At 70.9% G+C, this 8,710-nt stretch carries 8 protein-coding genes; 6 read left to right on the forward strand and 2 right to left on the reverse strand.

Going from position 1 to position 8,710, the window contains the following annotated elements:
* From D7V88_RS35255 to D7V88_RS35280, 6 genes are all read left to right on the forward strand, one after another.
* On the forward strand, positions 1–441 hold a 441-nt coding region (locus D7V88_RS35255; protein WP_147448991.1), incomplete at its 5' end, for an energy transducer TonB.
* Positions 438–1,727, forward strand: coding sequence for a beta-propeller domain-containing protein (locus D7V88_RS35260; RefSeq protein WP_120544985.1), 1,290 nt, complete (start codon positions 438–440; stop codon positions 1,725–1,727). The genes D7V88_RS35255 and D7V88_RS35260, both read left to right, overlap by 4 nt.
* A 49-nt stretch (positions 1,728–1,776) precedes the next feature.
* Complete coding sequence (locus tag D7V88_RS35265; RefSeq protein WP_120544986.1) at positions 1,777–2,964, forward strand: aminotransferase class V-fold PLP-dependent enzyme; 1,188 nt, start codon at positions 1,777–1,779, stop codon at positions 2,962–2,964.
* A 14-nt stretch (positions 2,965–2,978) separates the two neighbouring features.
* Positions 2,979–3,914, forward strand: coding sequence for a Ppx/GppA phosphatase family protein (locus tag D7V88_RS35270; protein WP_120544987.1), 936 nt, complete (start codon positions 2,979–2,981; stop codon positions 3,912–3,914).
* Positions 3,911–5,188: a spinster family MFS transporter gene (locus D7V88_RS35275; protein WP_120544988.1), complete on the forward strand. Its 1,278-nt coding sequence runs from the start codon at positions 3,911–3,913 to the stop codon at positions 5,186–5,188. The genes D7V88_RS35270 and D7V88_RS35275 overlap by 4 nt, the downstream gene beginning before the upstream one ends.
* 91 nt (positions 5,189–5,279) lie before the next feature.
* Positions 5,280–6,140: an AraC family transcriptional regulator gene (locus D7V88_RS35280; protein ID WP_120544989.1), complete on the forward strand. Its 861-nt coding sequence runs from the start codon at positions 5,280–5,282 to the stop codon at positions 6,138–6,140.
* Positions 6,141–6,161: 21 nt separating this feature from the next.
* On the opposite strand, the gene D7V88_RS35285 is transcribed toward D7V88_RS35280, so the two are convergent.
* Positions 6,162–7,112, reverse strand: coding sequence for an NAD(P)/FAD-dependent oxidoreductase (locus D7V88_RS35285; RefSeq protein ID WP_120544990.1), 951 nt, complete (start codon positions 7,110–7,112; stop codon positions 6,162–6,164).
* A gap of 224 nt (positions 7,113–7,336) precedes the next feature.
* Positions 7,337–8,674 (reverse strand): lysophospholipid acyltransferase family protein, encoded by a 1,338-nt coding sequence (locus tag D7V88_RS35290; RefSeq protein ID WP_120544991.1) that lies wholly within the window; start codon positions 8,672–8,674, stop codon positions 7,337–7,339.
* Positions 8,675–8,710 lie beyond the last annotated feature (36 nt).

Here is an 8,710-nt window from a genome sequence, read left to right on the forward strand (position 1 = left end):
GCCCCGGCCCCCACGCCCCAGAAGGGCGAACCCACCGCGGAGGATCGGCGCAAGAAGCTCTTCGGCGCGTTCGACAAGTCGGCGAAGCCCAGCGAGCCGGAGGAGCTGGAGGGCGCGGAGGACGGCGACCCGGACGGTGACTCGGCGGTCCAGGAGGGTGAGCGGTACTACGGCCTGCTCAAGTCCCAGGTGCGCCGGCACTACAACGTCGCGGACACCATCCCCGACGCGGAGCGCCTGTACTTGAAGGCGCAGGTGGCCATGAAGCTGGGCCGCGCCGGCGAGGTGCTGGACGTGAGCCTGGCCAAGGCCAGCGGCAACGAACTGTTCGACTCGGCGGTCGTGGCCGCCGTGCGCAAGGCGTCTCCCTTCTCTCCTCCCCCCGATGCCCTTCGCGACGCGCTCCAGAAGAACGGCGTCGTCCTGGTGTTCAGCCCATGAAAGCCTTCCTGCTGTCGCTCCTCCTCGTGCCCGCGCTGGTGCTGGCGCAGGCGCCCGTCATCGAAATCTCCGGCGCGAACTTCCGCCCGCTGCCGCTCGCGTCGCCCGCGCCCACGGTGCAGGACGGCGGCGACAAGAAGACGGCCGGCGCGTTCGACACCGCCTTCTCGTACGACCTCACCGCCTCCGGCATCTTCCAGGTGCTGGACCGCGCGGGCTTCACCGCCGACGCGAAGGAAGGCATGACGGCGGCCAGCATCAACTTCAGCCGCTGGGCGGACGTGGGCGCGGAGTCGCTGGTGAAGGTGTCGCTCGCGCAGGACGGCGGCAGGCTGCGCGGGGAGCTGCGCCTGTTCAACGTGGCCACCGGCCACGAGGACCTGAAGGTCGCCAAGGACGCGCCGGCCAACGAGCCCCGCCAGTTGGCGCACGCGCTGGCGGACGCGCTCTACCGACACTTCACCCGCGAGGCGAGCCCCTTCCTGTCGCGCATCACCTACGTGCGCAAGGCGGGCGCCAACCGCGACGTGTTCGTGGCGGACTGGGACGGCATGGGCGCGCAGGCGCTCACCAAGGGCGGCACGCACATCCTCCCCACGCTCAGCCCGTCGGGACAGGTGGGCTACACGTCGTACCGGAAGAACCGACCGGACATCTACGTGCAGTCCCCCGGCGGTGAGGCGAAGGCCGTGGTGACGGACGGGCAGATGGCCACGGGCGTCGCGTTCTCGCCGGACGGCAAGCGCATCGCCTACGCGTTGGCCGAGGGTGAGAGCGCGCAGATCTACGTGTCCGCCGCGGATGGCTCCGGGGCGAAGGCCGTCACCGACACGCCCTACGGCCTCAACACCAGCCCCACGTGGTCGCCGGACGGCAAGCGGATCGCGTTCGTGTCCAACCGGGGCGGCAGCCCTCAAGTCTACGTGATGGGCGCGGACGGCTCCGGCGTGAAGCGGCTCACCTTCCAGGGCAACTACAACCAGACGCCGGACTGGTCGCCGCGCGGGGACCTCATCGCCTTCACCGCGCGCGACGAGCGCAACGCGTTCGACCTGTTCACCGTCCACGCGGAGACGGGCAAGGTGACGCGCCTGACGCAGGACCAGGGCAACAACGAGGAGCCCACCTTCTCCCCCAACGGCCGGCTCATCATGTTCAGCACCACTCGCAACGGCGGCGCGCACCTGTGGGTGATGACCGCCGAGGGCAACAACCAGCTTCCGCTCCCCATGGAGAAGGGCCACTGGCTGACGCCCGACTGGGGCATCGCCCCGGCCGCGAAGTAGGTCTCACGGTCCGTTGACAGGGGGGACGCGCCGGGGTGCATTGCGCCTCATGAGCGCTCCCCTCCGTGCCCACTGGGGCCTGGATCCGAAGGTCGTCTTCCTCAACCACGGTTCGTTCGGCGCCTGCCCCACGGCGGTGCTCCAGCACCAGTCGGAGCTGCGGGCCCGCCTGGAAGCCGAACCCGTGCGCTTCCTGGGTCGCGAAGTGGAGCCGCTGCTGGATGAGGCCCGCACTGGGCTCGCGGCCTTCGTGGGCGCGGACGCGGACGACCTGGCGTTCATGCCCAACGCCACCTCGGGCGTGAACACCGTGCTGCGCAACCTGCGCTTCCAGCCCGGCGACGAGCTGCTCACCACCGACAACGAATACAACGCGTCGAAGAACGCGCTCGACGTGGCCTGCGCTGGGATGGGCGCGAAGGTGGTGGTGGCGAAGCTGCCCTGGCCGGTGCCCTCCCCTGACGCCGTCGTGGACGCGGTGATGGCGCAGGTGACGCCGCGCACGCGGCTCTTGCTCATCGACCACATCACCAGCCAGACGGCCCTGGTGATGCCGCTCGCGGAGCTGGTGCGCCGCATGCGCGAGCGCGGCGTGGAGACGCTGGTGGACGGCGCCCACGGGCCGGGCATGGTGCCTCTGGCGCTCCAGGAGCTGGGCGCGGCGTACTACACCGGCAACTGCCACAAGTGGCTGTGCGCCCCCAAGGGCGCCGCGTTCCTCCACGTGCGCAAGGACCTGCAGGCGGGGATGAAGCCGCTGGTGGTGAGCCACGGGCACAACTCGCCGCGCACGGACCGTTCGCGCTTCCGGCTGGAGTTCGACTGGACGGGCACGCACGACCCCACGCCCTTCCTGTGCATCCCCACCGCGCTGCGCGTCGTGGGCGGGCTGGTGCCGGGCGGGTGGCCGGAGGTGATGGCCTCCAACCGTGACAAGGCCCTGACCGCCCGGCGGTACCTGAACACCCGGCTGGGCCAGGACACGCCGCTGTGCCCCGATACGATGGTGGGCAGCATGGTGTGCGTGGCCCTGCCGGAGGGCGCCCCGGTGCGGCCCGAGCCCCCGCTCTACCTGGACCCACTCCATGTGCGCCTGTTCGAGGAGCACCGCGTGGAGGTCCCGGTCACCCCCTGGCCGAAGGCGCCCCAGCGGCACCTGCGGGTGTCCGCGCAGCTCTACAACACCCCGGCGGACTACGAGGCCCTGGGGGATGCTTTGGAAGCGCTGCTGCGTTGAGTAGTGTGCGCCGCATGCCGCGCTTCGCATCCATCGATATCGGGACCAACTCCGTGCTGCTGCTGGTCGCGGATCGCCTACCGGACGGGCGCTTCGAGGCCGTGGTGGAGCGCGCCGAAATCACCCGGCTGGGCCGGGGCGTGGACACCAGCCGGGTGCTCTCCCCGGACGGCATGGAGGCCACGCTGGCCACGCTGGTGACGTTCGCGGACGAGGCCCGCGCGCTGGGCGCGGAGGCCATCGCGGTCTCCGCCACCAGCGCCGCGCGCGACGCGAAGAACGGCGCGGACTTCATCGCCGCCGCGAAGGCCCGCGCGGGCGTGACGGTGGAGATCATCGCCGGTGAGCTGGAGGCCCAGTTGTCCTTCGCCGCGGTGGCCACCGACTTCGCGGGCGAGGCGGCCGGTCCGCTGCTCGTCGTGGACATTGGCGGCGGCTCCACGGAGTTCATCTACGGCAACGACGCCGGCAGCGTGGCCTTCCGCCACAGCTTCGATGTGGGCGCCGTGCGCCTCACCGAGCGCTTCGTGCGCACCGACCCGCTGTCCGCCGACGAGCGCGGCGCCATCGAAGCGCACCTGCGCGACACCTTCGCCGCCCTGCCCCCGCCGCCGCCGAACGCGATGCTGGTGGGCGTGGCCGGCACGGTGACGACGCTGTACGCCGTGCAGCACCAGATGGCGACCTACGACGCGGAGCAGGTCCACGGCGGCACGCTGTCCCGGGGCGAGCTGGACGCGCTCACGGACACGCTGTGCACCCTGCCCCTGGAGGCCCGGCGCGCGCTGCCTGGAATCCAGCCCAAGCGCGCGGACGTCATCCCCGCGGGCGCGCTCATCCTGCGCGAAGCGGTGAAGGCCCTGCGCCTGGACGCCTGTCGCGTGAGTGACCGCGGCCTGCGCTGGGGCCTCCTGGCGCACCGCTTCGGCTCCGCCCCCTCCTCCTCATGAACGCCTCTTCCCCCACCGCTCCGTCCAGCGCGTCCGCCACGCAGTCCGTGCGCGCGGGCTATGCGCTGTTCATCCTGACCCTCATCAACCTGGTCAACTACCTCGACCGGTACATCATCGCGGTCGCGCTTCCGGAGATTCAGAAGGACTTCGGCATCAACGACGCGCAGTCGGGCCTCCTGGGCACCGTCTTCATCGTCGTGTTCATGTTGGCATCCCCGCTGGGCGGCTTCCTGGGAGACCGGGTGCCGCGCCGGTTGCTGGTGGCGGGTGGCGTGCTCCTCTGGAGCCTGGCCACCGGGGCCAGCGGCCTTGCGTCCACGTTCACGGCGCTGCTGCTGGCGCGCGCGGTGATTGGCATTGGCGAGGCGGGCTATGGCGCGGTGGCGCCGTCCATCATCTCCGACCTGTATCCGCGCGAGCAGCGCACGCGGATGCTGTCGTACTTCTACATCGCCATCCCCGTGGGCTCCGCGATGGGCTACGGCCTGGGCGGGTGGCTGACGCAGACGTATTCGTGGCACGCGGCGTTCTTCGCGGGCGGCGTGCCCGGACTCGTGTTGGGCGCCATGGCCTTCTTCATGCCGGAGCCAAAGCGCGGCGCCATGGACGGGCCGGACGCGGCGGTGAAGCTGCCCTTCATGGAGGGCCTCAGGGGCCTGGGCCGCAACACCGCCTTCTGGGCGACGACGGCGGGCTACACACTGATGACGTTCTCCATTGGCGGGCTCGCGTTCTGGATGCCCACGTACCTGGTGCGGGAGCGGCAGTTGTGGCTGGAGTACCCCGGCCGCGTGGGCCTCGTCTTCGGTGCCATCACCGCCATCGCGGGCCTCACCGGCACGGTGGCGGGCGGCTGGCTGGGCGACAAGATGGACCGCAAGCGCGCCGGCGGCGGACTGTGGCTGTCCGGCATCGGGTTGATGCTCGCGGCGCCGTGCATGTACCTGGCGGTGAACCTGCAGGACACGACGCTGACGTTCGCGGCCATTGGCGTGGCGCAGTTCCTCATCTTCCTCAACAGCGGTCCCATCAACGCGGCCATCGTCAACTGCGTGCCGCCCGCGTTCCGCGCCTTCGCCATGGGCCTGAACGTGCTGTGCATCCACATGCTGGGCGACGCGATTTCACCCACGCTCATCGGGCAGATCGCCGACATGGCCAGCCTCCACACCGCCATCGCCATCAACGCGGTGCCGGTGCTGCTGGGCGGGATGATGCTGCTCGTGGGCGCGAAGCTGTTCCGGGAAGCCGTGCCCCAGGCGCGCACCTGACGCGCAACCGCCGGGCCCGGAATGCATCCGAGCCCGGGTCCGTTGTGCGAGGAGGTTCGCTGCTCGCCAAGGAAGGAAGCGGAGGCATTGCGTGGCTGCCGAGCATCCTCACCGCTGGGGTCCAGGTCCCCTGTTCGTCGGGAAGGGGACCCTTGAGGGCTGCAACGCGCGTCCGGCCAGCCATGCCCACGCCGTCCTCACCCTCTACACGGGAGGGCAGGTCACCATCGAGCAGCGCACCCGGCTGAAGCTGTCTCCAGGGGACGTGGTGCTCATCCCCGCGGGAGAGAAGCACCGGACGGTGGTGGCCGAGCGGGCGGAGTTTGTCGGACTGGGGTTCCATCCGTCCGCCTTCGCGCTGACGGAGGTGGGGCCGCTGCTGGAGCCGTTCGAGCGCGTGCGCCAGGGCGCTTCCGCCGTCGTGCCCATTCCCTCCGGCCGGCAGCAGCATCTGCTCCGGCTGATGTCGGAGATCGACGAGGAGACGCGCGCTCCGGCCAGTGCATTGGGGGAGCAGGTGGTGCGCAGCCTGTTCTCACTGGTGCTCGTGGAGGTGGCCCGGTCCGGTGCGTGGACTGGCGCGGGCACGCATGCTTCGTGGGTGGGCGAGGCGCTCACGTTCATCGAACGGCACTGCCTGGAGCCCATCTCGCTGCGCGAGGTGGCCGCCGCCGTGGGCCGTTCGCCCGCGCACGTGACGACGGCGCTCAAGCAGGCCACGGGCCACAGCGCGGTGGAGTGGATCATCTCCGGCCGGCTCGCGGAGGCCCGGCGGAGGCTGCTGTCCTCCGACGAGCGCATCGACATCATCGCCGAGCGCGTGGGCTACGCGGACCCCACACACTTCATCCGTCTGTTCCGGCGCGCGGAAGGGGTGACGCCCGCCGCGTGGCGCAAGCAGCACCGTTCCACCGCAGTGCCGGGCCACGGCGCCTCCATCAGCGCGCTGTGATTGCGCAGCGCAAGCAGCCCGTCAGTGCGGCTTCTGCTTCGCCGGAGGAGGCTTCCCCGTCGCGGCCGTGTAACGCCGGTCCGCGTCCTCCATCGCCAGGCCGTGACTCATCACCGCCCCGGCGAGGCCCCCCGCGCTGGCCGCCATGACGGCCACCTGCATGCGCGTCGTCGTGTCACCCGCCGCGGAGATGCCCGGCACGGACGTCTCTCCCATCCCGTTCACCTTCACGAAGCCCTGCTCATCCAGCGCGAGCCCCAGCCGGATGACGAGCTCCGGTTGCCGCTGCGGCGGAGCGGAGAACATCACCCGCCGGGCCACGCGCGTTCCATCCTCCAGCTCCACCTCCTCCAGGTGGCCGTCCTTCCCGTGGAGCGCGCGGATCTTCCGCTCCTCCAGCCGCAGGCCCAGGTGGTGGAGCCGCTCGCGCTGTTCGGGCGGCACCTCGAAGCTGCCGTGGGTGAAGACCGTGAGGTCGCGGGACCAGCCCTGGACCATGATGGCGTAGTCCAGGTACGCGGGCTCCGTGGCCAGCACGCCGAAGGGTTCGTCCTGCACCTCCCAGCCATGGCAGAACGGGCACTGGTAGATGCTCGTCCCCCACAGCTCCTTGTAGCCGGGGATGTCCAGCATCACGTCCTCCATGCCCACCGCCACCAGGATGCGGCGGGCCTCCACCGTGGTGCCGTCCCCCAGCGCCACGCGGAAGCCACCGACGTGCGGCTCCACCGAACCCACGCGCGTGTCCCGCACCTCCACGTTCTTGTAGCGCTGGAGCTGCTCGCGGCTGATGCGCCGGAACTCCGGGGGCGGGATGCCGTCGCGCGAAGCGAAGCCGTGCATGTGCTTCGCGGCCACGTTGCGCGGCGTGCCCGCGTCACACAGCAGCACCGCCCTGCGCGCGCGGCCCAGGTTCAGCGCGGCGTTGAGCCCCGCGGGGCCGCCTCCCACGATGACGACGTCGTAAGCCATGGTCCTGCTCCCCTGCGTTGAGGACGCCCCCTCCGGAAGCCGCGTGCCCGCGCACCCACCGACGCGCCCTGAAGCAGGCGGGGTCGCGTGAGCGGAGACCGAGTCATCCGGAGCAGTCATCCGTCGTTGATTCCAGGCAGGAACCTAACGACCGGACCGGGGCCACCAGGAGGGCGGGACTTTCGGCGGCATCGGCGGATCTTCCGACCCGCCGCCCCACCCGCCTACTTCGCGACGGGCGAGGGACCGGGCACCTGGAGCTGCGGCCGATATGCCTCCGCCAGCCGCTCCACCTCGGTCGCCAGCCGCTCCCCTTCCGCCAGCAGCCGGGTCCGCAGCCGCTGCCGGTTGCCCAGCGTGAAGAACATCTCCAGGTCGTGACGGATGCCGTCCCAGCGCTCCGCGAAATACAGCGTGAAGAGCGCCAGCGGCACCAGGAGCACGAACGTCGTCAGCCCCCACGCCCATCCGCCCCACAACGCCGCCGCGCCGGTGAGCACGCCCCACCACACCAGCGAGAGCACCAGCGCGGTGAGGAACTTCACCGTGGCCTGCATGTCCAGCTCCGCGCTCTTCGCCGCCATCCGGGGCACCGGGTACGGCAGTCCGAACAACACCAGCCCCAGCGCGAACAGCGGCAGCCCGAACACCAGCGTCAGCAACGTCTTCACCACGAAGGGCGCCACGTTGCCCGCCCGGTACTGTACGGACAGCTCCTCCGGCCGCGTCACCTGCACCAGCGTCATCCGCTTGCGGAACGAAGCCAGGTGCAGCCGCAGCCGCTCGTAGCGCTCCGGCTCCTGCGTGCGGAACAACCGCACCCCGCGCGCCCACAGCCGCAGCCGCTCCGCATCCAGCTTCCCGCCCTGCCGGAAGGCGTAGAGCTGCTCCGCCACCTGCACCACCGGCAGGTCCTCCCACTGCTCCAGGTTCAGCGTCACGGCGCCCAGCCCCTCGGCCACCCGCTCCGTCAACGCGCGCACCGACGCCTGCTCCGTCGCGGCCTCCGCATCCTTCGGCAGGAAGGCCGTCACGTCGATGGGCGCCCCCTGGTCGATGAGCACCTCGCTGCGAAAGACGTTCTTCTCCGCGTAGGTGAGCCCCACCGGGACGATGCGAACGGCAGCGCCCTCGCGCGCGGCGCTGAGCGCGATTCGCGCCGCGCCCGTCTTCAACTCCGCGAGCCCCGGCTCCGAGTGGCTCTTGCCCTCCGGGAAGATGGTGATGGCCCGCCCCTTCACGAGCGCGCCCTTGGCCGCGTCCAGGGTGCCCTCGTTGCGCCCCATCTGCGTCGGGTCATCCTGCTTGCGGTACACCGGCAGCGCGTCCAGGCCCTTGAGCAGCCAGCCGATGACGGGCAGCTTGAACAGCGGCGACTTGGCCAGGAACGTCACCTTGCGCCGCGTGAGGATGAACACCAGCGCCGGGTCGATGAGCCCGTTCGGATGGTTGCCCACGAAGAGCACCGGCCCGGAAGGCTCCTCGGCCGGGGCGTTCACCTTCACCCGGTAGAAGAGCCTCAGGGCCAGCGCCACCACCGCCCGTACACACGCGTAGAACACGGCGCGGACTGTATACCGACGCCCCACCCGGAGCCC

Origin of the sequence: Corallococcus terminator, assembly GCF_003611635.1 — a bacterium.
GTDB lineage: Bacteria > Myxococcota > Myxococcia > Myxococcales > Myxococcaceae > Corallococcus > Corallococcus terminator.